Source organism: Rhodophyticola sp. SM2404, from assembly GCF_053570515.1.
Map to the genome: position 1 here is coordinate 52,245 of NZ_JBSEDL010000007.1, position 23,759 is coordinate 76,003.

Annotated in this window: 25 protein-coding genes and 1 pseudogene; 8 read left to right on the plus strand and 18 right to left on the minus strand. The window is 58.6% G+C overall.

All coding sequences use genetic code 11. The features are described from left to right. Positions 1–53: 53 nt before the first annotated feature. The 9 genes from ACTYEO_RS11530 to coxB all read right to left on the minus strand — a co-directional run bounded on the left by ACTYEO_RS11530 (position 54) and on the right by coxB (position 7,635). A complete protein-coding gene (locus ACTYEO_RS11530) occupies positions 54–638 on the minus strand; it encodes a GNAT family N-acetyltransferase (RefSeq protein ID WP_449323895.1) in 585 nt (194 codons plus the stop codon). After that, entirely contained in the window at positions 638–1,900 is a 1,263-nt protein-coding gene (locus ACTYEO_RS11535; protein ID WP_449323896.1) for a M16 family metallopeptidase, read from the minus strand. The genes ACTYEO_RS11530 and ACTYEO_RS11535 overlap by 1 nt, the downstream gene beginning before the upstream one ends. Then, positions 1,897–3,282 (minus strand): threonine synthase, encoded by a 1,386-nt coding sequence (gene thrC, locus ACTYEO_RS11540; RefSeq protein WP_449323897.1) that lies wholly within the window; start codon positions 3,280–3,282, stop codon positions 1,897–1,899. The genes ACTYEO_RS11535 and thrC overlap by 4 nt, the downstream gene beginning before the upstream one ends. Before the next feature lie 10 nt (positions 3,283–3,292). After that, positions 3,293–3,973, minus strand: a complete 681-nt coding sequence (locus ACTYEO_RS11545; RefSeq protein WP_449323898.1) for an SURF1 family protein — start codon at positions 3,971–3,973, stop codon at positions 3,293–3,295. A 136-nt stretch (positions 3,974–4,109) separates the two neighbouring features. Beyond that, positions 4,110–4,928: a cytochrome c oxidase subunit 3 gene (locus ACTYEO_RS11550; protein WP_449323899.1), complete on the minus strand. Its 819-nt coding sequence runs from the start codon at positions 4,926–4,928 to the stop codon at positions 4,110–4,112. Positions 4,929–4,950: 22 nt separating this feature from the next. Then, positions 4,951–5,484 (minus strand): cytochrome c oxidase assembly protein, encoded by a 534-nt coding sequence (locus ACTYEO_RS11555; protein WP_449324031.1) that lies wholly within the window; start codon positions 5,482–5,484, stop codon positions 4,951–4,953. Between the two features lie 20 nt (positions 5,485–5,504). Beyond that, positions 5,505–5,702 carry a hypothetical protein gene (locus ACTYEO_RS11560; protein WP_449323900.1) on the minus strand — a complete coding sequence of 66 codons (198 nt, stop codon included), beginning with the start codon at positions 5,700–5,702 and terminating at the stop codon, positions 5,505–5,507. 3 nt (positions 5,703–5,705) lie between these two features. Further along, positions 5,706–6,668, minus strand: coding sequence for a heme o synthase (cyoE, locus tag ACTYEO_RS11565; protein ID WP_449323901.1), 963 nt, complete (start codon positions 6,666–6,668; stop codon positions 5,706–5,708). Positions 6,669–6,750: 82 nt separating this feature from the next. Beyond that, on the minus strand, positions 6,751–7,635 hold the full coding sequence (gene coxB, locus ACTYEO_RS11570) for a cytochrome c oxidase subunit II (RefSeq protein ID WP_449323902.1): 885 nt from the start codon (positions 7,633–7,635) through the stop codon (positions 6,751–6,753). A gap of 193 nt (positions 7,636–7,828) precedes the next feature. On the opposite strand from coxB, the gene tldD reads away from it, so the two are divergent. The 5 genes and pseudogenes from tldD (at position 7,829) to ACTYEO_RS11595 (ending at position 14,769) form a co-directional block, all read left to right on the plus strand. Next, complete coding sequence (gene tldD, locus ACTYEO_RS11575; RefSeq protein WP_449323903.1) at positions 7,829–9,247, plus strand: metalloprotease TldD; 1,419 nt, start codon at positions 7,829–7,831, stop codon at positions 9,245–9,247. A gap of 60 nt (positions 9,248–9,307) precedes the next feature. Beyond that, positions 9,308–10,483 (plus strand): annotated as a pseudogene (gene dprA / locus ACTYEO_RS11580) (DNA-processing protein DprA). A 110-nt stretch (positions 10,484–10,593) separates the two neighbouring features. Beyond that, positions 10,594–13,341 (plus strand): type I DNA topoisomerase, encoded by a 2,748-nt coding sequence (gene topA / locus ACTYEO_RS11585; protein ID WP_449323904.1) that lies wholly within the window; start codon positions 10,594–10,596, stop codon positions 13,339–13,341. 98 nt (positions 13,342–13,439) lie between these two features. Continuing rightward, positions 13,440–14,006 (plus strand): nitroreductase family protein, encoded by a 567-nt coding sequence (locus ACTYEO_RS11590; protein WP_449323905.1) that lies wholly within the window; start codon positions 13,440–13,442, stop codon positions 14,004–14,006. A 73-nt stretch (positions 14,007–14,079) separates the two neighbouring features. Beyond that, positions 14,080–14,769, plus strand: a complete 690-nt coding sequence (locus ACTYEO_RS11595) for an EI24 domain-containing protein (protein WP_449323906.1) — start codon at positions 14,080–14,082, stop codon at positions 14,767–14,769. Here ACTYEO_RS11595 and ACTYEO_RS11600 read toward each other — a convergent pair. Both ACTYEO_RS11600 and mce read right to left on the minus strand, forming a co-directional pair. Continuing rightward, a complete protein-coding gene (locus tag ACTYEO_RS11600) occupies positions 14,750–15,043 on the minus strand; it encodes a DUF1467 family protein (protein ID WP_449323907.1) in 294 nt (97 codons plus the stop codon). The genes ACTYEO_RS11595 and ACTYEO_RS11600 overlap by 20 nt on opposite strands. Next, the gene (gene mce, locus ACTYEO_RS11605; RefSeq protein ID WP_449323908.1) at positions 15,043–15,447 is read right to left on the minus strand and encodes a methylmalonyl-CoA epimerase; all 405 of its coding nucleotides are present in this window, start codon (positions 15,445–15,447) and stop codon (positions 15,043–15,045) included. Before mce ends, ACTYEO_RS11600 begins: the two co-directional genes overlap by 1 nt. Positions 15,448–15,591: 144 nt before the next feature. Between mce and ACTYEO_RS11610 the strand changes: the two genes are divergently transcribed. Continuing rightward, positions 15,592–16,293, plus strand: coding sequence for a response regulator (locus ACTYEO_RS11610; RefSeq protein WP_449323909.1), 702 nt, complete (start codon positions 15,592–15,594; stop codon positions 16,291–16,293). Here the strand turns inward: ACTYEO_RS11610 and ACTYEO_RS11615 are convergent. From ACTYEO_RS11615 to ACTYEO_RS11630, 4 genes are all read right to left on the minus strand, one after another. Then, complete coding sequence (locus ACTYEO_RS11615; protein WP_449323910.1) at positions 16,290–16,997, minus strand: GNAT family N-acetyltransferase; 708 nt, start codon at positions 16,995–16,997, stop codon at positions 16,290–16,292. The two genes, ACTYEO_RS11610 and ACTYEO_RS11615, sit on opposite strands and share 4 nt — an antisense overlap. 108 nt (positions 16,998–17,105) lie before the next feature. After that, positions 17,106–18,881, minus strand: coding sequence for an aspartate--tRNA ligase (gene aspS / locus ACTYEO_RS11620; RefSeq protein WP_449323911.1), 1,776 nt, complete (start codon positions 18,879–18,881; stop codon positions 17,106–17,108). A gap of 140 nt (positions 18,882–19,021) precedes the next feature. Next, on the minus strand, positions 19,022–19,750 hold the full coding sequence (locus ACTYEO_RS11625) for a VCBS repeat-containing protein (RefSeq protein WP_449323912.1): 729 nt from the start codon (positions 19,748–19,750) through the stop codon (positions 19,022–19,024). 62 nt (positions 19,751–19,812) lie between these two features. After that, positions 19,813–20,136, minus strand: a complete 324-nt coding sequence (locus tag ACTYEO_RS11630; RefSeq protein ID WP_449323913.1) for a 2Fe-2S iron-sulfur cluster-binding protein — start codon at positions 20,134–20,136, stop codon at positions 19,813–19,815. 116 nt (positions 20,137–20,252) lie between these two features. Between ACTYEO_RS11630 and ACTYEO_RS11635 the strand changes: the two genes are divergently transcribed. Next, a complete protein-coding gene (locus ACTYEO_RS11635) occupies positions 20,253–20,633 on the plus strand; it encodes an OB-fold nucleic acid binding domain-containing protein (RefSeq protein ID WP_449323914.1) in 381 nt (126 codons plus the stop codon). 85 nt (positions 20,634–20,718) lie between these two features. Beyond that, on the plus strand, positions 20,719–21,276 hold the full coding sequence (locus ACTYEO_RS11640; RefSeq protein ID WP_449323915.1) for a peptidoglycan-binding domain-containing protein: 558 nt from the start codon (positions 20,719–20,721) through the stop codon (positions 21,274–21,276). On the opposite strand, the gene rfbD is transcribed toward ACTYEO_RS11640, so the two are convergent. Genes rfbD through rfbC form a run of 3 tightly spaced genes read right to left on the minus strand, consistent with a single transcriptional unit; the run spans position 21,273 to position 23,721 of the window. Further along, the gene (gene rfbD / locus ACTYEO_RS11645; RefSeq protein WP_449323916.1) at positions 21,273–22,118 is read right to left on the minus strand and encodes a dTDP-4-dehydrorhamnose reductase; all 846 of its coding nucleotides are present in this window, start codon (positions 22,116–22,118) and stop codon (positions 21,273–21,275) included. The two genes, ACTYEO_RS11640 and rfbD, sit on opposite strands and share 4 nt — an antisense overlap. Then, positions 22,115–23,155: a dTDP-glucose 4,6-dehydratase gene (gene rfbB, locus ACTYEO_RS11650; RefSeq protein ID WP_449323917.1), complete on the minus strand. Its 1,041-nt coding sequence runs from the start codon at positions 23,153–23,155 to the stop codon at positions 22,115–22,117. Before rfbB ends, rfbD begins: the two co-directional genes overlap by 4 nt. Continuing rightward, positions 23,152–23,721, minus strand: a complete 570-nt coding sequence (gene rfbC / locus ACTYEO_RS11655; protein ID WP_449323918.1) for a dTDP-4-dehydrorhamnose 3,5-epimerase — start codon at positions 23,719–23,721, stop codon at positions 23,152–23,154. Before rfbC ends, rfbB begins: the two co-directional genes overlap by 4 nt. Positions 23,722–23,759: the final 38 nt, after the last annotated feature.

Genomic DNA, 23,759 nt, shown 5'->3' on the forward strand with positions numbered 1-23,759 from the left:
ACACTCTTTCACTGACACGGGCGCGAGGGGAGGCTCATTGGGCAGGCAGGTAGTTACCCGACCTCGGTCTTGCCACGTCTATCGCCCCGCAGATTGGCATAGAGCACATGATTGCGCCAGCGCCCGTCGATCTGCAGATAGCTTTGCGCCACGCCCTCGTATTTATAGCCGCATTTCTCTAGCAGGCCGCGCGAAGGCGCGTTTTCGGGCAGGCAGGCGCTTTCGATCCGTGATAGATCAAGCGTGGTAAAGGCGTAATGGATCACCGAAGTCACGGCCTCACGCATATAGCCTTGGCGCGCGAAAGGCTGCCCGATCCAATAGCCGATCGTGCCTGCCTGTGCGGGGCCGCGTCTGATATTATCCAGCGTCACCGCCCCCAAAAGCGCGTCATCCTCACGGCGGATCAGGAAAAGCGGGATCGCCGTGCCTTGCGAGAGCGCCCGCTGCGCCCAATAAACACGGTTGGTAAAGCTCTTGCGGGTCAGATGGTCCGAGGCCCAAGTCGGTTCCCATTGCTGCAAGAACTCGGCCGAGCTGTGGCGCAGGGCAACCCATTCACGGAAATCCGAATGCTGCGGCAAACGCATGCTCATGCGCTCCGTCTCGATCTGGATTTTCCGCTTGAGCGTCAACATCAGGCCGCCAGACGTTCGGTCAATTCAGCCAGATCTGGTGCTGAGGCCACGGGGCCATAAAGCGCCATCGCCGCCTTGCGCGATCCGACCAATTCCATGGCATGATCCTTGAGGCCCTGCAACGTCACGGCGTCCACGCGGGCCACCGTTTCTTCCAATGGCGGCACGCGGTTCCAGATCGCCACCAGACGCGCCAGTCGCTCAGCACGCGAGGACGGGCTTTCCAGCCCCATCAACATGCCCGCCTTCATCTGCGCGCGGGCGCGCTCCAGCTCGGCGCTGCTCATATCCATGGTAGAACGGCGCAGCTCTTCGATGGTCAGCGCGGCCAGTTCGGGCAAGTCTTCCTCACCCGTGCCGGCATAGATTGTCAGCATGCCTGTGTCGTCAAATGCGCCCACCTGCGCATAGATCGTATAGCACAGGCCCCGCTCCTCACGGATTTTCTGGAACAATCGTGAGGACATGCCGCCGCCCAAAGCGGTGGCATAGATCTGCGCGGTATAGATATCATCCGAGCGGTAGCCCGGCGCCTCGATGGCGAGGGTGAAATGGGCCTGCTCCAGCGATTTGATCTCGCGGTGTTCGCCACCATGAAACAGCGCAGGCGCGGCATTGAGTTTCGGGGTGGCGGGCATATGGCCAAAGGCGGCTTCCGCCAGACGCACAATCTCGTCATGATCCACCGCACCTGCCGCAGAAAGGATCAACTGGCCAGGTCCATAATGCTCGGCCACGAAACGATCAAAATCGGCGCGTCCAAAGGCGCGCACCCGCTCGGACGGGCCAAGGATAGTGCGGCCAAGGGGCTGTTCTGGATAGGCGCGCTCCTGCAGCCAATCAAAGATGATATCGTCAGGCGTATCAGCGGCTTGGCCAATCTCCTGCAAGATCACGCCGCGCTCCACCTCGATCTCGCGCGGATCAAAGACAGGGTTGAGCACGATATCCGAGATCAGATCGACCGCCAAAGCCACGTCATCTTTCAGGACACGCGCGTAATAGGCCGTTACCTCGCGCGAGGTATAGGCATTGATATAGCCGCCTACATCCTCGATCTCTTCGGCAATTTGCAACGCGCTGCGCCGCTTGGTGCCCTTGAAAGCCATATGCTCAAGGAAATGGGCAATGCCGTTTTGCTCAGGCTGTTCATGCCGCCCGCCCGCACTCACCCAAACGCCAATCGCGGCGGATTGCAGGCCAGGCATATGTTCCGTCACGATCCGCAGACCATTGGACAGGGTGTGAAGTTGCACGCTCAAGCGGCGATCTCCTTGCGGATAATGGATTCGATCTGGTGCAGATCATTTTCAACGCGGGTCACACGCTCGGCACGGTCAAACAGATCGCCCATGCGCGGTGGCAGATCGGGACGAATACCCGAAGCCGCCTCAACCGCATCAGGGAATTTCGCGGGATGCGCCGTGGCCAATGTGATCATCGGGGTGGTGCCAAGATGCTGCTCGGCCACATGCACGCCAATCGCGGAATGCGGGCAAAGCAGCTCGCCCATATCCGGCAGGGCACGCGTGATCATGGCCGAGGTTTCCTCTTCCGAGGCGCGGCCCGAAGCAAAGCTTTCCCGCAGAATCTCAAGCGCGCCTTGGCTGATCGAGAAACCGCCAGCCTTCAACTCATCCATCAATTGCTGCACCGCCCCGCCATCACGGTCATAGGCGTTAAACAAGGCGCGCTCGAAATTCGAGCTGACCTGAATATCCATCGACGGGCTGATCGAGGGTTTGACTCCATCCATGCGGTATTCTCCCGTGCTCAACGCACGGTGCAAGATGTCATTCTGATTGGTCGCTACCACCAGTTTTTCAATCGGCAACCCCATGGAGCGCGCAATATAGCCCGCGAAGATATCGCCAAAATTGCCCGTGGGCACGGTGAAGCTCACAGGGCGATGCGGCGCACCGAGGCTGACCGCGGAGGTGAAGTAATACACCACCTGCGCCAGCACACGCGCCCAATTGATCGAGTTCACCCCCGCCAAGCGCACATCATCGCGAAAGGCGAAATCATTGAACATATCCTTCACACGCGCCTGCGCGTCATCAAAGGTGCCAGTGATGGCCAAAGCATGAGCATTGGCCTCGCTGACTGTTGTCATCTGGCGGCGCTGCACCTCAGAGACACGACCATGCGGAAAGAGGATGAACACATCCACATTATCAAGGCCCCGAAACGCCTCCATCGCAGCACTGCCCGTATCCCCCGAGGTCGCGCCCACAATGGTCACCCGATCGCCGCGCCGTGTCAGGGCGGCTTGGAACAATTGCCCGATCAATTGCATCGCGAAATCTTTGAAGGCCAGCGTCGGCCCGTGGAATAATTCCAGCAGGAAATGATTATCGCCAAGCTGTTTCAGCGGCGCGCGCGCGTCATGGCCGAAACTGGCATAGGCGCGCGCGATGATGTCTTGGAACTCGGCATCGGTGAAGGTGTCGCCGATAAAGGGGCGCATGATGCGGAACGCGGCCTCTTCATAGCTGACGCCCGCCAGCGCCGCGATGTCGCCCTGCGACATCTGTGGAATTTCGGCAGGAACATAGAGACCCCCATCACGGGCAAGCCCCGTCAGCATGGCCTCTTCAAAACTAAGTTCGGGCGCCTGCCCGCGTGTCGAAACGTAACGCATAGAGCTTCCTTCAAACCGTCCGCTGCCTGATACGCCACAGAAGATAGCCTGTCATCCCCAACCAGATGAAAGCCAGCGAAAACCATGTAATTACATATTGCAGATGGTCATTGGGGATAGAACTGCTGTCCACTGGAAAAGGCGTGATCGCAGAATCAGCTCCCGAAACCTCGCGCGCAATCATCAAAATCGGCTCGGTACCCAAAACATCCGCCATTTGCGCGATATCACGGGCAAACCAGAAATTGCCTTCAATATCATTTTCGGGCGTGGAGTTGTTGCGGTCATCGGGCCAATGAAGATTACCCAGAACATCCAAGCGCCCCTCAGGGGCGGGCGGTATCTCGGCACGGGTGGAAATGATCCCGCGATCCAGCAGGATCACACGGCCCCCGATCTCGAAAGGCGCGATAATCCTATAGCCTGGCCCTTGGATTTTCTGGCTCACCAGAATGCGGACATACTCCGCGCCCAAATTGCCACTGGCCTCAACAGGCAAATAGCGGTCCCGCTCAGGGTCAAGCGCCTCCAATTCGGGGATCGCCACGGGCTCGGCCAAAATGCGCGCGTCAATCTCGGCCAGCACGGCGTCTTTCCATGCCAGCCTTTGTAATTGCCAAACCCCAAGCGAGATCAGAATAGCCGCGCCAATCACGCCGAAGACCAAAGGCAGGATCATCCTGCGGACCATGAAACAAACCCTCTTCAAGATGAAAACGGCCCGCCATAAGGCAGGCCGCTCTGGATGGTCAGGGGCAAGCCCCTTCTCTATCCGTAAAATACTCCCGCCGGAGGCAGACAGACCAGCGGTCTGTCTTTCCGAAGGATCAATGCTCAAGACCACCTACGCCCCAGATATAGACAGCGGCAAAGAGGAAGAGCCATACAACATCAACGAAGTGCCAATACCAGGCAGCCGCTTCAAAGCCGATATGTTTCTCGGGGGTGAAATGTCCCTTTTTCACGCGCAGATAGCAGATGAAGAGGAAGATCGTTCCGATCACAACGTGGAAACCATGGAAACCCGTGGCAAGGAAGAAGGTCGCGAAGAAGCGGTCGCCACTGAAGGTCCAGTGGTAATGGGCGAACAATTCGTAATATTCGAATGCCTGAAGGCCGGTGAAGATCAGGCCAAGTACGGCACCAATCAAAAGGCCGTTTTCAACATCCTTGCGGCTTTCATTATGCACAAGCGCGTGGTGCGCCCAAGTCACGGCACAGCCAGACAAAAGCAAGATCAAGGTGTTGATCAGCGGCAGATGCCAGACGTCAAAGACATAGATTTCAGCAGGCACATAGAGCGAACCTTCATATTCACTCATCGGGTAAAGGGCATGTTTGAAAAACGCCCAGAACCACGCCACGAAGAACATCGCCTCGGACATGATGAACATGATGAACCCATAGCGCAGTCCGATACGGACAACGGGGGTGTGATCGCCGGAATGGCTTTCTGTCACCACCTCGGACCACCAGCCAAACATGACGTAAAGCACAGCCACAAAGCCCATAAGGAACATCCAAGGCCCCGAGCCATGCATCCACTGGACAGCGCCAGCAAGCATGACAAAAGCGCCAACAGACGCGATCAGCGGCCAGAGCGACGGGTTAATAATATGATAGTCGTGGTTTTTAGTATGGGCCATTGCTGTGGTCCTTCGGTCTCGTTCACTCGGTGGGGCCGCTCAGCGCGGCATAGTCTTCGGGTATGTCCGTCACATGGAATGTGTAAGACAAGGTAATTGCACGTGTGTCTGCTGCTTCTTCGTCTTCAAGAATGCTCGGGTCAACATAAAAGGTGACAGGCATCTCGATCCGTTCACCAGGTTCAAGGACCTGTTGCTGGAAACAGAAACACTCGATCTTGGAAAAGTAATACCCCGCAGTAAAGGGTGTCACGTTATAACTGGCTGTGCCTGCGATCGGCTCGTCGGTCGGGTTAAACGCCTCGTAAAAGACCATACCCGTCTCGCCCAAACGGATTTCCATCTCTTGGACAACGGGGCGGAACTCCCATGGCATTTCGCGCGCAGTATTGGCGTCGAAGCGCACGGTGATCATTTGGTCCAAAATCACATCGCTGCCGGCATCGGCGATATTCGTCGTGCCACCATAGCCCGTGACGCGGCAGAACCAGTCGTAAAGCGGCACAGAGGCCCAAGCCAGACCGCCCATAAACACGATCACGCCCATCAGCGACATTACGGTTTTGGAATTACGGCTCAATACTCCGACTCCTCAACGGGCGGTGTGATCGAGACGCGGGGCGCGTGATCAAAGGCTTCCATCGACGCGCCTTGGCGCACCTTGGCCACCGTCAGGCCGAACAAGATGGCGCAAAACCCGACAAGGCAAAGCGCCACGCCAATATTGCGGCCAAAGCGGCGCTGATGCATTTCACTTTCTGCACGAATAGCCATGAATCACCAACTCCCGATTGCGAACCCTGCCTGACGCAGGGCCACATCGGCCATCAGCGCCATAAACAGCAGGAAAAGATAGTAGAGCGAGAAACGGAAGAACTTTTTCTCCACGGCATAGGCATCGGCCTCGGCCATTGTCTCATCGCGCTTATAGATATCCCATGCGCCTTTCAGGAAGATCGCATTTAGAACCAAAGCCGCGGCAACATAGACAGGGCCACCGATCGAAGTGAAGCCCAGAACCATCGCAAGCGGAGCAAGAAGAAGTGTATAGACCCAGATATGGCGGCGCGTTGCAGCACGCCCATGGGTCACGGTCAGCATCGGCACATTGGCCTTGTGATAGTCGGATTTCATGAACAGCGCCAAGGCCCAGAAATGGGGCGGGGTCCACATGAAGATCAGACCGAACATCAGCACCGATTCAATCGATACGCCACCTGTGACAGCCGCCCAACCGATCATGGGGGGGAAGGCACCAGCCGCCCCGCCGATGACGATGTTTTGCGGCGTCGCGCGCTTGAGCCACATCGTATAAATCACGACATAAAAGAAGATGGTGAAGGCCAGAATGCCCGCTGCCACCCAATTGGTTGCCAGCCCCAGCATCGCCACCGACATGAAAGACAGCGCCAGCCCAAGGCCGAAAGCTTCGCCTTCGGTCACACGGCCCGACGGGATCGGGCGGGTCGAGGTGCGCTTCATCAAACGGTCGATATCGGCATCATACCACATATTCAGCGCGCCCGAGGCCCCACCGCCAATCGCAATGAACAAGACCGCACAGAAATAAATGAACCAAGGCTGCGAACCTGGCGCGACCATCAGCCCTGCAAAAGCCGTAAACACCACAAGCGACATCACGCGCGGCTTGAGAAGCTGCACGTAATCACCAAAGCCTGCCTCTTGCGGGCCTGCGGGCTCCGCTTTGGCGGCTGCGAGATTTGCGGTGGCGTCGGTCATGATGCGATTGGTCTCTCGGAAAGAAGAAACCGCACCCGCCACCCTGCCCCGATCAAAAGGTCAAGATGGCGGGCTGCGGCGATTACTCGGCTGCGGCCAATTCGATGGTCCGCGGCGCGGTTGTGCCAGTCGAGGCGAATGTTTCGATATCGCCAGCAAGCCACATCTCATATTCCTCAGGCGTCACAGCATAGACTGTGATCGGCATAAAGGCATGGGCCACACCGCAAAGCTCGGAACACTGGCCGAAATAGATGCCTTCCTGACCAGGATCGACTTCGAACCACAATTCCGCAAGGCGGCCAGGCACACCGTCCTGCTTCACACCGAAGGCAGGGATGGTCCAGGAATGGATCACGTCAGCGGCTGTGATTTGCATCACAACGGTCTGGCCTGTTGGCACGACCATGGCTGTATCGGTTGCCAGTAGATATTCATCTTGGGTGTAGCCGAATTCCTCAAGCTCGTCCTCGGTCAGCATGAAGCTGTCAAAGGCGATGTCATGCTCGGGATACTCATAGCCCCAATACCACTGATAGCCTGTTGCCTTGATCAGCACATCGGCCTCGGGGATTGTCTGCTGCTTGAACAGAACTGGCAAAGAGAACCCGCCGATCACAAACAGGATCACCAGTGGCACAGCCGTCCAGATGATCTCGATACGGCGGTTATGGGTGAATGTCGCGGGCTCGGGATTTGCGGCGCGGCGGTGGCGGATGATCGTGTAGGCCAAAAGGGCTGTTACGAACAAAACAATCGCTGTGATGATCACCAGCAGCAGCGAATCGAGCATGCGGATATCTTGCGCCAGCTCGGTCACGCCGGGTTGCATTCCAATGCCACCGGGCACGGGAGCGCCGATAACCTCAAGTCCGTCACGCAGCGACTGTGCGCCTGCTGTTCCTGCAACCAAAGTGGTTGCCGCAAATGCGGCGCAGAGACCGCTCATCTTGGTACGAAGTGCCATTACATTTGATCCTGTGTTCGCGGGCCGCCTAAAGGTCTGACAGGCTTCCCGTTGCGTTCGAAGCTGGGTGAACCATATAGAGAGTTGTCACGCAAGGCTGTGGTCTAAAATGTCTCACCTTTGGGACAGTTTGCCCCAGCATGGCTGCCCCCTGCTTTTGGGGCGTTTGAACCCTAGATGAGGCTTATTCCAAATGTCCGACCCATTTCGCCCGTTTGACACCCTGATTGACGAATCAGCCGCCCTTGCGGTGCTGCGCAAGGCCACATCGGGGGCAGAGGATGGCGAATTGTTCCTCGAGCGCCGCCGCTCGGAGGTTTTGGTCTTTGATGATGGCAGGGTGAAAAACGCAAGCTATGACGCCGCCGAAGGTTTCGGGCTGCGCGCCGTGAAGGGCGAAGTTGCGGGCTATGCCCATTCAACCGAGATTTCCGAGACCGCCCTTTTGCGCGCCGCTGAAACCGCGCGTCTGGCCGTGGGTGCGGGCGGCGGCACTATGGCCGATGCGCCGCAAGGCACGAATGCCAAGCTCTATACAGATGAAGACCCTATGGCCGGTGCCGAGTTCGGCGTGAAACTCGAGACCTTGGCCGAGATTGACGCCTATGCCCGCGCTTTGGACCCGCGTGTGGTTCAAGTCTCGGCCTCGATGGCCGCCTCGCATCAAGAGGTTGAGATCCTGCGCCCCGAGGGCACCCGCACCCGCGATATCCGTCCAATGGTGCGGTTGAACATCTCGATCATCGTCGAAGAAAACGGTCGGCGGGAATCAGGGAATGCGGGCGGCGGTGGCCGTGTGGGGCTTGTCGGGCTTTTGGGCCGCGACCATTGGGAAGGCATCGCGCAGGAGGCGTTGCGCGTGGCGGTGGTGAACCTTTCGGCCGTTCCGGCACCTGCGGGCGTTATGGATGTGGTGCTTGGACCGGGCTGGCCCGGTATCTTGCTGCATGAAGCGGTCGGGCACGGTCTTGAGGGGGATTTCAACCGCAAGAAACAATCCGCCTTTGCAGGCCTGATGGGCCAGCGTGTGGCAGCCGCAGGTGTGACCGTGCTGGATGATGGCACCATCCCTGACAGGCGCGGCTCCATCACCATTGATGATGAGGGCACGCCTTCGGCGCGCAATGTGCTGATCGAAGACGGTATCCTTGTGGGCTATATGCAGGACCGCCAATCGGCCCGTTTGATGGGGGTCAAACCCACGGGCAATGGACGGCGCGAAAGCTATGCCCATGCGCCCATGGCGCGCATGACCAATACCTATATGCTGGGTGGCGATGCCGACCCTGCGGGTATTCTCGGCGATCTGAAGGATGGCATCTATGCCGTGGGCTTTGGTGGCGGCCAAGTCGATATCACCAATGGCAAATTCGTCTTCTCCTGCACCGAAGCCTACCGCGTGCAAAACGGCAAGGTCGGCGCACCCGTCAAGGGGGCAACCCTGATCGGCGATGGCGCGACAGCGCTTCAGCATATCCGTGCCATCGGCAATGATATGGCGCTTGATCCGGGCATGGGCAATTGCGGCAAGAACGGCCAATGGGTGCCTGTGGGGGTCGGACAGCCAACACTGATGATTGGCGGGCTGACCGTTGGTGGCTCCGCCGCCTGAGGATTGCGCGCGCGGCTTCTGTTCAGGCTTCATTAACCAATCCCCTCTAGCTCTGGGGCCATGCATTTCGAGCCTGACCTCGGCTTTCACGAGCCCCCCCTTGCCTTCCGCCCTGCCCCTGCCTCGGGCGGGCAGGAGCGGCTGGCGCGATTGCGGCTGATCCGCTCGCGCCGCGTGGGGCCTGCAACCTATCTGCGGCTGATGGCCGAACATGGGTCAGCCTCAAGCGCGCTTGAGGCTTTGCCTGAGGTTGCCCGTGCCGCTGGCGTGACGGACTATTCCCCCTGCCCCGAAGGCGTGGCCTTGGCCGAAATGAAAGCGGCCAAAAGGGTGGGTGCGCGGCTGTTATGTCTAGGCGATGCCGCCTTCCCCGATGCTTTGGCCCAAACCTCTGATGGCCCGCCTTTGCTATGAGCAATGGGTGATCTGCGCTGGCTTGAGCGCCCGATGATCGCGGTGGTGGGCACGCGGAACGCAACATCGCTCGGCGCGCGGATGGCACGGCGTTTGGCGGCTGATCTGGGACAGGCGGGCTTTACCATCGTCTCGGGGCTGGCCCGCGGGATCGACGCGCTGGCCCATAGTGCTGCATTGGACACAGGAACAATCGCCGTGCAGGCAGGCGGTGTGGATGTGATCTACCCGCCCGAGAATGCGGATTTGGCAGATCAGATCGCCAAACAGGGCCTCCGTCTCTCTGAGCAGCCAATCGGGCTTGACCCGCAAGCGCGCCATTTTCCGCGCCGTAACCGTATTGTTGCGGGGCTGGCCCAAGCCGTCATCGTGGTGGAGGCGGCTGCAAAATCAGGCTCCTTGATCACCGCACGGATGGCCGCCGAATATGGGCGTGAGGTGATGGCGGTCCCCCGCCATCCGATTGACACCCGCGCGGCGGGGGGCAATCTGCTGATCAGGGATGGGGCTTGTTTGATCCGCAATGCAGATGATGTGTTGGAGGCGCTTGGCCACAGCCGCGCAACGCCCACGCCACAACCGCCCCGCAAACCAGCCCCTACACTGCCCACTGCCGCTCAACCGCTTGCCACATCGGCGATCAGCGCGAAAATCCTTGCCCTTTTATCCCACGCCCCCCAGCCCGAGGATCACCTAGCGCGCGAGATTGAAGCGCCGCCTTCGCAAACCAGCCGCGCCTTGAGCGATCTGGAGTTTTCGGGACAGATCACGCGCCTTCCAGGCGGGCTGTTGTCACTGGCCGCCTCGAAGGACGCATCCTGAGGCGCAAGGGGCGGGCGAAAAATTCCAGTGATCTCATACCATTGACAAATCCGCTTGCGCGCCCACATGGTCCGCCGCCATAACCACTGACCTGAATCCATAGGAAGCGCATGCCAGTTGTCGTCGTCGAATCTCCGGCTAAAGCCAAGACAATCAACACTTATCTCGGCAGCGACTATACCGTTCTTGCCTCTTACGGGCATGTCAGGGATCTGCCGCCCAAAGACGGCTCGGTCGATCCCGAGAACGGATTCGACATGCTTTGGGAGATCGGGACCGATTCAAAAAAGCACGTCAAAGCCATCGCGGATGCGCTCAAAGATGACGATGCACTGATCCTCGCAACCGACCCCGACCGCGAGGGCGAGGCGATCTCTTGGCATTTGCAAGAGGCGCTGACCAAGCGCAAGGCGATCAAGAAAACCACCGCTGTCAGCCGCGTGGTGTTTAACGCCATCACCAAGACAGCCGTGACCGAGGCCATGAAAAACCCGCGCCAAGTGGATATGGAATTGGTCGAGGCCTATCTGGCGCGGCGGGCTTTGGATTATCTGGTGGGCTTCAACCTGAGCCCCGTTTTGTGGCGAAAACTGCCCGGTGCGAAATCGGCGGGGCGCGTGCAATCGGTCTGCCTGCGCCTGATCGTTGAGCGCGAGATGGAGGTCGAGGCCTTCAAACCGCGCGAATACTGGTCGGTGCGTGCTGTGTTGGAAACGCCGCGCGGCCAGAATTTCGAAGCCAAGCTACAGGTTCTGGCGGGCAAGAAGCTCGATAAATATGACCTTGGCAATGCCGCGCAGGCATCGCTGGCGGTCAAGGCCGTCTCCTCGCGCGGCTTGAGCGTTCAATCGGTTGAGGCAAAACCTGCCAATCGCAACCCCTCGCCGCCCTTCATGACCTCGACCTTGCAGCAAGAGGCCAGCCGCAAATTTGGCATGGGCGCACGACAGGCTATGAGTGCGGCGCAGCGTCTCTATGAGGCGGGGCATATCACCTATATGCGAACCGATGGCATCGATATGGCCCCCGAAGCGGTCCATGATGCACGCGACACAATCAAGGCGCGCTATGGGGCCGAATATGTGCCCTCCTCGCCGCGCATGTACAAAAACAAAGCCAAGAACGCACAGGAAGCGCATGAATGTATCCGCCCCACGGATATGTCCAAATCGCCCGATGACATCCGCCTGTCCGAGGAAGATCAGCGCAAGCTCTATGACCTGATCTGGAAGCGCACCATCGCCAGCCAGATGGAAGCCGCCCGCATGGAGCGCACCACCGTCGAGGTCGGCTCGGACGATCAGCAGGTCGTGCTGCGCGCCTCGGGTCAGGTTGTTTTGTTCGACGGGTTTCTCAAAGTCTATGAGGAAGGCCGCGATGACAGCGAGGGTGATGAGGATGGCAAGCGTTTGCCCCAATTGGCCCAAGGCGATGCGCTCAAATCCGTCTCGGCCGCGCTGAAGGCTGATTTCGACAAGGCCGCCGCCGCCCAATCGGGCGATGCGGATGCCGTGATCGAGGCTGAGGTTCCCGCTGGCCTGCGCCAGAATGCAGGGGCCATCCTGTCGGAAAATGGTGGCGTGATGGGCCAGCAGCATTTCACCCAGCCGCCCCCCCGCTACACGGAAGCCACGCTGGTCAAGAAGATGGAAGAACTGGGCATTGGCCGCCCCTCCACCTATGCCTCCATTGTCACGACGATTCAGGATCGTGGCTATGTGGTGAAGGATAAAGGCCGCCTGACGCCCGAGGATAAGGGGCGTCTGGTGACGGTCTTTTTGTCCAATTATTTCCGCCAATATGTGGGCTATGATTTCACCGCTGATCTGGAAAACCAGCTTGATGAAGTCAGCGCGGGCGATCGCAATTATAAAGATGTGCTCGACCGTTTCTGGCGCGATTTCAAGGCCGCTATTGATGAAACCGCCGAGCTGCGCATCACGGATGTCCTTGAAAAGATCAATGAGGTGCTGGAGCCGCATCTCTTCCCCGCCAAGGAAGACGGATCAGACCCGCGGCTTTGCCCAAATTGCGAGATCGGGCGCTTGTCGATGCGCACGGCGCGCTCGGGCGGGGCATTTATCGGCTGCTCCAACTATCCCGAATGCCGCTATACCCGCGCCTTCGCCCCTCCCGGCGAAGGGGATCAGACGGCGACCGAGGATAAGATGCTCGGCGTTGATCCCGACACCTCCGAGGCGGTTTACCTCAAATCAGGGCGTTTCGGCCCCTATGTCCAGCTTGGGGATGTCACCGAAGAGGTGAAGAAACCACCACGCTCGTCTTTGCCAAAGACATGGGCGCCCGATACCGTTGATTTAGACAAAGCGATCAGCCTTTTGCGTCTGCCGCGTGAAATTGGCAAACACCCCGAAGATGGTGAACCCGTCGAGGCAGGTCTTGGCCGCTATGGGCCTTTCGTCAAACACGGGCGCATCTATGCCAATCTGGCCGATATCGAAGAGGTTTTCGAGGTGGGCATGAACCGCGCGGTCGAGTTGATCGCGGCCAAAGCGGTAGGGCGTGGCGGGCGCGGCGCGGCCGCAGCCCCGATCAAGGAATTGGGTGAACACCCAAAAGAGGGTGGCCCCGTCAATGTCATGGCTGGCCGCTACGGGCCTTATGTCAAATGGGAGAAGGTAAACGCGACCCTGCCCAAAGGCACCGAGCCTGAAAGCGTCACCATGGACATGGCGGTCGAACTGATCACCGAGAAACAGGCCAAATCCCCCGCCAAACGCAAGGCCGCCGCGAAAAAACCTGCTGCAAAGAAGGCAGCCCCAAAGAAAACGGCGGCCAAAAAGCCAGCGGCTAAAAAACCAGCGGCCAAGAAAACAACGACAAAAACCGAAGATTGAGCATTTTTGTCAAGATTTCAGAAGGGCGGGGTTGATCCCGCCCTTTTTTATGCCCATTTGCTGGCCTTCAGGATCACAAGGGCAAGCGGAGCCGTTTAATGAATGCATCAGTTCTCGAGTTTTTGCTAACGCGCCGCTCGGTGCCTGCGCGTATGATGGCAGGCCCCCTGCCCTCCGAAGATGAGGTGCAACAGCTTCTGCGCGCCGCCACACGCGTGCCCGATCACGGCAAATTGGAACCCTTCAGGCTTGTGGTCCACGGGGCCGAGGCGCGCGCGCATCTGGCCGATCTGACGCGAAAATTGGGCGCTGAAAAAGGCATGGACCCTGAACGGCTGCAAAAACAGGCGCAGGCCTTTGAGGGCGAGCATCTGACGATCTCCGTGCTCTCCACCCCTGTTGAGGGCACAAAAATCCCGCTGGTTGAGCAACAGATGACCGCAGGTGCGGTTTGTCTGTCACTGGTCAATGCAGCGCAGGCCATGGGCTATGGTGGGCATTGGCTGTCCAGTTGGATGGCGCTCGACAAGGATTTTCTTAAGCAGGCCTTTGATCTCAGCGCACCTGCCATGGTTGCGGGGTTTGTTCATATTGGCACCACACCCGTCACCCCGCCCGAGCGTCCACGCCCCGATCTTGAAAAAATCGTGACCTATCAACCTTGACCCGAGGGGGCTTCGCCCCGACCTAAGGGGAAAGGCGCGGCGAGAATGACGCGCAGAATTAGGGGCAAGGCAGATGATTTTTACCGATATCTTCAAATCCATCGGGCAGCTTGGCGATCCGCGGTTTTTGCGCGTGCTGGCCATGGGGCTTGGCTTAACGGTTTTATTGCTGCTTGGCTTCTATCTCAGCTTCATGGGGATATTGGGATGGCTGCTGCCTGACAGTTTCACCCTGCCATGGATCGGCGAGATCACATGGGTTGATACAGCGCTGACATGGGCCAGCCTCCCGATCATGCTGCTTTTGTCGATGGTGCTGATGGTGCCTGTAGCCTCGGCCTTTACAGGCCTGTTTCTGGACCAGATCGCCGATGCGGTCGAGCAGCGGCATTACCCCTCCCTGCCCCCTGCCCGCCATATCGGCCTAGCGGAAGGCATTTGGGACAGTATCAGGTTTCTTGGTGTGCTTCTGGCGGCCAATCTGGTGGCGCTGGTGCTGTATATCACGCCGCTTGCACCCTTCGTGTTCTGGGGGCTGAACGGGTTCCTGCTGGGGCGTGAATATTCGCAAATGGTGGCCATCAGGCGCGAAACGCCCGAAGGGGCCGCGCGGTTCCGCTCGGAAAACCGCATGACCATTTTTGTGGCAGGCGTGTTGATGGCGGTGCCGCTGACCATTCCCGTGGTGAACCTATTGGTCCCCATCCTCGGTGCGGCCAGCTTTACCCATATCTATAACAGGATCACTCGGTCGCGTAGCTAGGGTTGCCCAAACCAAACCGTGTGAACAGATCGATATCTTGCAAGGTCACCAGATCAAAGACGATCACGCAGAGCACGATGGCAAATACCACCGAAGCAATCGCCGTATTCACCAGCAATTTGCGCCCCAAGCGCAGGTCGTCAGGGGCGGAATCGGGAGTGCCCTTCACCTTATTGCCGGCCTCGCCTTGCGTCTGGATGTGGAAGGGCAAGGTCATGAAAAGCAGCATGAACCAGATGATTGCATAAAGTACGATACCGGTGATGACATTCATCAGACTTGCTCCAATTCAACCAAAGTGCCCGTGAAATCCTTGGGATGCAGGAACAGGACAGGCTTGCCATGTGCGCCGATCTTGGGCTCGCCATTACCAAGCACACGCGCGCCTTTGGCCTGCAAGGCATCGCGCGCCTCAAGGATATCATCTACCTCATAGCAGATATGATGGATACCGCCCGAGGGGTTCTTTTCCAAAAAGCCGTTGATCGGCGAGGCTTCGCCAAGCGGATGCAGCAATTCGATCTTGGTATTTGGCAATTCGATGAACACCACCGTCACACCGTGATCAGGCTCATCTTGTGGTGCCCCGACCTTGGCCCCGAGCGTGTCGCGATATTGTGCGGCAGCAGCCTCAAGGTCAGGCACAGCAATGGCCACATGGTTCAGGCGTCCAATCATCTGAAATCTCCTTCGCGGAACATGGGGGTGATATGACGCCTGCTGCGGCGCCACACAAGCGGCGTGTCGCCGCGCCTGTTTACCAAGCATCAACCTTACCAAGGTCTAATCACCCATAGAATCGTATGGATTTGGGGTAGTGACATGGATGATTTTCGAACAGGGTTTGGCTATCGGCCGCAACCCACTGCCGAACGACCACTTCTAGGCCTGACCATTTTGGTTGTGGAAGACAGCCGCTTCGCCTCGGAAGCCTTGCGGCTTTTATGCCTGCGATCAGGGGCGCGGATCAGGCGGGCCGATTGCCTCGCCTCGGCGCGGCGGCATTTGCAGGTCTATCGACCAACCGTCGCGATTATTGATCTGGGCCTGCCCGATGGCTCGGGCCTTGATCTGATCAGTGAGCTGGCGGATGCAGGGCCGAATATTCCTGTGGTTCTAGCGACCTCTGGCGCGGAACGCGAAGCCTCAAAAGACGCCGCCCTGAAATGCGGGGCGAACGGGTTTCTGCCCAAACCTCTCGACAGCTTGGGCGCGTTCCAAACAGAAATTTTGCGCCATCTCCCGATGGAGCTGCAACCCACAGGCCCGCGCGCCTTGCCCGAGGGGGAAATCCACCCCGATGAATTGGCCTTCCGCGAGGATTTAACCCATGCGATGGAGCTTTTGGCCAGACCAGCACCGCCCGTGGCCTTTGTGCGCTCCTTCGTGATCGGCGTGGCACGGGCGGCACATGACACAGCGCTTGAAGATGTAGCGACAGACTACTCGTCTCAATCAGGTCATGAACACCAAGCCCTGCGCCGCATGATTTCCGAAAGGATCGCGTCTTTGGCAGCCGTTTAAAGCGCGGGATCTGCGTTTACGCGAACAAGCCGCGTCAAATCCGAGAGGCGTTCCACCTGCCGCCCCTCCGCATCGAAATTGCGCGGCGACAGCCAAGCCTCAAAGGCCTCTTTCAAGGCGGGCCATTCTTGATCAATCGCCGCGAACCACGCGGTATCACGATTGCGCCCTTTCACGACAGCGGCCTGTCGGAACACGCCTTCATAGCTCAGCCCAAGCCGCTGCGCCGCCCGCCGCGATGCCATATTCAGCGCATTGCATTTCCATTCATACCGCCTGTAACCGGCCTCAAAGGCCCATTTCATCATCAGATACATCGCCTCGGTGGCCGCACGGCGACCCTGTAATTCAGGGGCAAAATTGATATGGCCTACTTCGATCGTGCCTGCCTCAGGCGTGATCCTGAGATAACTGGCCACACCACACCAATGCCCGCTCTCAAGGTCGCGGATGGCATAGAATTTCGGATCATCATGGGCTTCCGCCTCGCGCACCCAACGGTGATAGGCTGCCGCCGAATGGAAAGGGCCATAAGGCATGTAATCCCAGATCGCCTCCGAGGCGGAAAACGCTTGGTGCAAATCGCCTGCATGCCGATCCGCGGATAGCATGGCCAACTCGGCATAGCGCCCTTGCAAGCCTTCACCCTGTGGCACAGGCGGCGGCGTGAAATTTGCCACAGGCACACCCAGACGATCTGACATAACGATCTTACCCCTTTTGATCCAAACAAACGCGCGCGCGGCAAAAGCACAAGAAAAAAGGCGCACCGCAATGGCGCGCCTTTTGGCAATCAAGCTTGAAAGCCCAAATTATTCGCGGGGCAGCACCCGCAAACCAAGCTCCATCAACTGCTCGGCCAATGGCTCATTCGGCGCATCCATCATCAAATCTTCCGCGCGCTGGTTCATCGGGAACAAGATCACCTCACGGATATTGGCAGTATCGGCCAGAAGCATCACGATCCGGTCGATCCCTGCCGCACAGCCACCATGGGGCGGCGCGCCATATTGGAACGCATTGACCATCCCGCCAAAGCGACGACGCACTTCATCCTCGCCATAGCCTGCCAGTTCAAAGGCCTTGAGCATGATTTCCAGCTTGTGGTTTCGCACAGCGCCTGAGATCAACTCATACCCGTTACAGGCCAGATCATACTGATACCCAAGCACCTCAAGCGGGTCCCCGCCAAGCGCATCCAAGCCACCTTGCGGCATCGAGAACGGGTTATGCGAAAAGTCGATCTTGCCGCTTTCCTCATCCTTCTCATACATCGGGAAATCCACGATCCACGCGAAAGCAAAGCGGTTCTGATCGGTCAGCCCCAGCTCGTCGCCCACAACCACACGCGCGCGGCCCGCAACGCTTTCAAACTCATGCGGCTTGCCCGCAAGGAAGAAGGCCGCATCGCCCACGCCAAGACCAAGCTGCTGGCGCAGGGCCTCGGTCCGCTCAGGGCCGATATTCTTGGCCAAGGGGCCAGCCGCTTCCATGCCGCCATCAGCCTCGCGCCAGAAGATATAGCCCATGCCAGGCAGACCTTGGCTTTGCGCCCATGAATTCATCCGGTCACAGAATTTCCGGCTGCCACCTTTCGGCGCAGGGATCGCGCGGATCTCGGTTCCCTCTTGCTCAAGGATTTTCGAGAAAATCGCAAAGCCCGAACCCGCGAAATGCTCGCTCACAACCTGCATCTTGATCGGGTTGCGCAAATCGGGCTTGTCGGTTCCATACCACAACGCCGCATCGCGATAGCTGATCTGCGGCCAATCCTGATCAACGGATTTACCACCGCCAAATTCTTCAAACAGGCCTTTCATCACAGGCTCGATTACATCAAAGACATCCTGCTGCTCGACAAAGCTCATCTCGAGGTCAAGCTGGTAGAAATCTGTGGGCGAGCGATCCGCCCGCGGGTCCTCATCGCGGAAACAGGGCGCGATCTGGAAATATTTGTCAAAGCCCGACACCATCAACAGCTGCTTGAACTGCTGCGGTGCCTGCGGCAGCGCATAGAATTTCCCCGGATGCAGACGCGATGGCACAAGGAAATCGCGCGCACCTTCAGGGCTGGAGGCCGTGATGATCGGCGTCTGGAACTCGCGGAAATTCTGCTCCCACATCCGCTTGCGGATCGAGGAGACAACATCCGAGCGCAAGACCATATTCTTCTGCATCACCTCGCGGCGCAGGTCGAGGAAGCGATAACGCAGACGCGTTTCCTCAGGATATTCCTGATCGCCGAACACCGTCAAAGGCAGCTCTTTCGATGCGCCCAGAACCTCTAGGTCACGAATGAAAACTTCAATCTCGCCTGTGGGGATTTTCGAATTCACAAGGCTCTCGTCGCGCGCCTTTACCGTGCCATCAATGCGGATACACCATTCCGAGCGGACCTTCTCAACCTCGGCAAAAACGGGGCTGTCAGGGTCACAGATCAATTGCGTCATGCCGTAATGGTCGCGCAAATCGATGAACAATACCCCACCATGATCTCGGACCCGATGGACCCAACCCGACAGGCGGATGGTATCACCGACATTGGATTTGTTCAGATCGGCGCAGGAATGGCTGCGGAAAGCATGCATGGGGAAACCCTTTGGATGGCGTATAGTCGCGTCGCGCCGATACAGCGCGCGAAGCCCGCGAAGTCAACCCCGCCAAACCGCTCCGACGCGCTGTCTGGGTAAAAATTGCGCTGTTTTCGCGCAAATGGCACGCGCGGCCATTACCCGCCACATGCCAGCGCTTCTGCCAGACGCGATGTCGAAAATGGCCCGTTATCCCGCGCATGGGCCATCCCGTCTGAGGACAGCGTCGTCACCATCACGCGGCTCCAATCGGCATTGGCCGTGACCAATTCAGGCCCATCACCGCAATCGCGCAGCCCACCCGAGATGAAATCCTCGCCAATACGGTGGTTGGTCAGACCCGCAACCGAGGTCACCTCTTCGAGCTGCACCCCACCGCCCTCTTGCGGGAGATAGCGCCAGATGCGCAGGGTCCGCGCCAGATGCGGGCGGTCGATATAGGCAAATTCCACAAAACCGTCGCCGTCCAAATCGGCCGCGCCAATCGGCGCCAACCAGCGAAACCGCTGCCCGATCCATGGCAAATGCGCGAGGGGCGTCAGGCTATCGCCCTCAACGCTCCAAAAGGCCATGCGCGCGCCCAAATCCTCATGGCTCTCGATGGTGACAATCTCGGCCTGCCTGTCGCCATCCATATCCCAAAGACGCGGCGCCAGATCTTCAAACACAACAGGCCGCCCCCATTCCGCCGCAACCTCGCGCCCCCCCGACAAGCCGATAACCAAACGCTCCCATTCCAGATCATCGCCCAGAACCCCATGCGGATAGCGCGCAGTCGGTCCTTCATAGCGCGCCGAGACGATCTCGGCGGCCACTGGAGCAGCAAGAAAAAGGGCCGCCCCGCATAAGGCAGCCCCCCGTTTCATCTTTCCAAAAATACGAATTCCACCGCCGATCCAGATATAAAGGTCTCGACAGAGGGCGCGCATCAGATCTGCTTTTCAGGCATCTGCACAACCAGACCGTCCAGCGCATCGCTCACCTTCAACTGGCAAGTCAAACGCGAACGGGTCTCATCGGGCGAATAGGCAAATTCCAGCATATCCTGCTCCATGGCGTCAGTGGCAGGCAATTTGCCAACCCAATCGGGGTGCACATAGACATGGCAGGTGGAACAGGCACAGGCCCCGCCGCAATCGGCCTCGATACCGGGGATATTATTGTCGCGCGCGCCTTCCATGACCGTCAGGCCATTGGGCACATCCACAACATGTTCCGTGCCATTATGCTCAATATAAGTGATCTTCGCCATGTCTCGCCCCTAATGGTTACAGCTTTTCCTGCGCCCTTAGGTAGCCTTCCATCGCGCTGCTTTCCAGTCCCAATGCATCTCTTGCCTCTGGCGCAAAATGTTCTACATTTGTTCTCATGGAGCCAGCAACCCGCCCGCCCGAATGGCCACGCCCCCCGATGGCCCTGCCCAACCACATGCTGCACTTGCCTCCCGAAGGCGCGCGCGCAACCGTGGCGGGGCTGGTTCTGGTGCGCCAAAGGCCAGGAACCGCCAAGGGCGTTATTTTCATCACGCTTGAGGATGAATTTGGCGTCTGCAATGTGATTGTGTGGCAGAAAATCTATGAACGCTTCAGGCGCGCCGTGATCGCAGGCCGCCTTTTGCGGGTCACGGGGCGGGTGCAGCGGCAATCAGGCATTACCCATGTCATCGCCGAACAGGTCGAGGATATCTCGCAACTGCTGGATGAGCTTGTGACGCATCACCAAGCCACACGTGCGGCCGATCAGCCTTGAAACACTTCCGAAATTCGGGTTTTGCCTGTAATATGCCCTGAAAGCCGGAATAAACTGGCGCATATAGCGAAAAAGACACCGAGCAGTGACGCAACGCTTGATCAAAATTCTGGGCTGTCTCAGCCTTGCCGCCTGCGGGCCGACCTTCGAGGTGCCTGATCTGCGCAGCATGATCGCGCCCAATACGGTCGAGGTTACGCGCGGCATGGGGCCGCCCGATGCACGCGCGGATGCCTGTTATGGGCGTGAGACAACACCAGCCGTGATCGAAACCGTGACCGAACAGGTTATGATCCAGCCGCCGCAAATCGACAGCGCAGGCCATGTGCTGGAACATGCCATTTTCGTCACCGAAACCCAGCAACGCATTGTCCAAGAGCGGCGCGAATTATGGTTCGAGACCCCCTGCCAAGCCGAAACCGACCCCGAATATATCGCCTCACTGCAACGCGCATTGGCGGCCCGCGGGGTCTATAGCGGCCCGATCAATGGCCAGATGACCCAAGCCACCCGACGCGCCATTCGCCGCTTTCAAGAACCACAAGGCCTTGATAGCCCGATCCTGTCACTGGCGGCCGCACGCCAATTGGGCATCTCTGTCTGGGACCCCGAACTGGCCTATGGCCCGCGCGACACGGACTAGGCCAGATCCCGCAATACAGCCGCAAGCCCCGCTTTCCAATCGGGCCGTGGCAGGCCAAATACCTTCTCGAAACTGCTGCAATCAAGGCGCGAATTCAGCGGGCGTTTGGCAGGCGTCGGATAGGCCTCTGACGCGATATCCTCCACCTTACAATCCAAGCCTGCCTGCGCAAAAATCTCGCGCGCGAATTCGGCCCAAGATGTCTCGGGCGTGCCCGAGAAATGATAGATACCGCGCTTGGAGGGGTCCTGCGCAAGCGCCTCAGCCATGCCAAGACAAGCAGCCGCAATATCAGCGGCAGGCGTTGGCCCGCCAATCTGGTCTGCAACCACCGAGAGACTGTCGCGCTCCCCCCCGAGGCGCATCATGGTTTTCACAAAATTCGCACCATAGGCCGAAAACACCCAAGAGGTGCGCAGAATGCCATAGCTTCCCTTGGCCGCCTGAATGCCTTGCTCGCCTGCAAGTTTTGTCCAGCCATAAGCGTTTTGGGGGGCGGTTCTGTCAGAGGGGGCAAAGGGCGCTCTCCCCACACCGTCAAACACATAATCCGAGGAAATATGCACCAGTGGAATGCCAAGATCGGCACAGGCCTCGGCCATAATCGTGGGCGCGGCTCCGTTGATACGGGCGGCCAGCGGCTCTTCTTCCTCGGCGCGGTCCACGGCCGTATAGGCGGCGGCATTGATCACCGCATCTGGCGCATGGGTCGCGATGGCCTCAGCCGCCAATTCGGGCACGCTAAGATCTGCTTCCTCCCGCCCAAGGAACACGGCCTCAGGGGCCAAAACCTGCAACGCGCGCGCGACTTGCCCGTTTTTTCCAAAAACCAGCAGCCTCATCCGCGCCCAAGCCTTTCACCCACGCCTGCACGATCTTGCAAAGCGCGCCACCAAGCCTCGTTTTCGAGATACCATTGCACGGTTAAACGCAGCCCTTCGGCCAAATTTACCCGCGGCTGCCAGCCAAGTTCGTTTTTGATCCTACTGGCATCAATCGCATAGCGCAGATCATGGCCGGGACGGTCTGTCACGAATTCAATCAAGCGGTCATGCGGGGTGGCCTCGGGCTTCAAATCATCCAGAATGGAGCAAATCTCACGCACCAGATCGATATTGCGCGCCTCATTGTCGCCACCAATATTATAGCTCTCACCAAGCGCGCCTTTCTCAAGGACGAGCAAAAGCGCCTCGGCGTGATCTTCTACAAAAAGCCAGTCACGGACATTTTCACCCTTGCCATAAACTGGGATGGGTTGGCCCGCCAAAGCGTTCAGGATCACCACGGGGATCAGCTTTTCAGGGAAGTGGAACGGCCCGTAATTATTCGAGCAATTGCTGAGCACTACGGGCAAGCCGTAAGTTTCGCCCCATGCGCGCACCAGATGATCCGATGCCGCTTTCGAGGCCGAATAGGGGCTGTTTGGCGCATAAGGCGTCGTCTCGGAAAAGGCAGGGTCATCCGCCGCAAGGCTGCCGAATACCTCATCGGTTGAGATATGATGAAAGCGGAAGCCCTCGAACTTGCCGCGCCCCTCCCAATACTCCCGCGCGGCCTGCAACAGGGTGAACGTTCCCGTCACATTTGTCTCGATAAAGGCGGCGGGGCCGTCGATGGAACGATCCACATGGGACTCGGCGGCCAGATGCATGACCGCATCGGGCTGATGGGTTGCAAAGATGCGCGCCAAAGCTGCGGCGTCACAAATATCGGCCTGCTCGAAGGCATAAGCCGCGCTCTCTGCAACGCTTGCGACATTGTCGAGGCAGGCAGCATAGCTCAACTTATCGAGGTTCACGACCTCATGGCCACGCGCCACGGCCAGCCGCACCACCGCCGAGCCGATAAAACCCGCACCCCCTGTTACAAGAATTTTCATGCGCTTTCCCCATAAATAAAGGGGCTATCGATGTCGCAAAGCCGCGGCGCTTTTACATCTTTGTCAGACAAAATCGGCGCACCCTCACCCAAATCCCAGTCGATCCCCAGATCAGGGTCATCCCAAGCGATCCCCGCATCATGGTCAGGCGCATAGAAATCGGTGCATTTATACAGGATTTCGGTATCGGCTTCGCGCGTCACAAACCCATGGGCGAAGCCTGCGGGCACCAGCAATTGACGACCATTCTCGGCCGAAAGCTCCACCCCGAACCACGCGCCGAATGTGGGCGAGCCCTTGCGGATATCCACGGCCACATCAAACAATCGTCCCCGCCCGCAGCGCACCAATTTGGTTTGCGCTTTCGGGGGATGCTGAAAATGGAGCCCGCGAATGGTGCCGATATCGCGGCTGAGCGAATGATTGTCTTGCACGAAGCCCAGATCAAACCCTGCCTTGGCCATCACTTCCGCATTCCAGCTTTCGGAAAAATACCCGCGCGCATCGCCGAAACGCTTTGGCGTCAGCACCACCAAATCAGGAATGGTTGTGGTTTCTATCTGCAAAGCTCGGCCCCTATCGCTATTTTGGCCAAGCAATATCA